1 protein-coding gene is annotated in these 639 nt (G+C 64.9%); it reads left to right on the top strand.

Going from position 1 to position 639, the window contains the following annotated elements; all coding sequences use genetic code 11:
• Positions 1-609: IS982 family transposase (locus tag ABD211_RS32910; RefSeq protein WP_344140423.1), on the top strand; the 609-nt coding region annotated here is incomplete at its 5' end.
• Between the last annotated feature and the right edge of the window lie 30 nt (positions 610-639).

Raw genomic sequence — 639 nt, 5'->3', positions numbered from 1 at the left:
ACACCCACCGACGTGCCGATTCTGCGCCTGATCGACTCGACACCGGTTCCGGCCGGCATGTCCCGCGAGACCGCCCGACGCTCGGACCTGGCCGGCGATGCCGGATACGGCTACTGCCCCTCGCACTCACGCTACTTCTGGGGCATGCGCCTGTACCTGGTCACCACCGCCGAAGGCATGCCGGTTACCTGGTGTCTGGCCCACCCGAAACTCGACGAACGCGACGTGACCGCCGCACTGTTGGAACTCGACCACCACCTCGTCACGGCCGGGCAGGTGATCCTGGCCGACAAGGGCTTCGCCGGCAAGAACTTCGAAACGTTCCTCCGCAACGACCTGGGGGTACACCTGGTCCGCCCAGCCCGCCGCAACACCAACGACCCGCAGCCCGGTCCTGCCGAACAAGCACTGCTACGCATGCGCCAATGGATCGAGGCGATCTTCGACACGCTCAAAGGCCAGCTCAGCCTCGAACAACACGGCGCACGCCGCCGACACGGCATCTACGCCCGCGTCGGACAACGCCTCCTGGCCATGGCCACGTGCATCTGGCACAACACCAACATCGGCGCACCCAGAAAACGATCACTCATCGCGTACGACCACTGACCAGCCCGAACTTCGGACTCAATCATCTAG

Origin of the sequence: Luedemannella flava (genome assembly GCF_039528515.1) — a bacterium.
In the GTDB taxonomy this organism is placed as follows: Bacteria; Actinomycetota; Actinomycetes; order Mycobacteriales; family Micromonosporaceae; genus Luedemannella; species Luedemannella flava.
The sequence above is the reverse complement of the archived record's forward strand: the minus strand, read 5'-3'. Positions and strand labels throughout refer to the sequence as shown.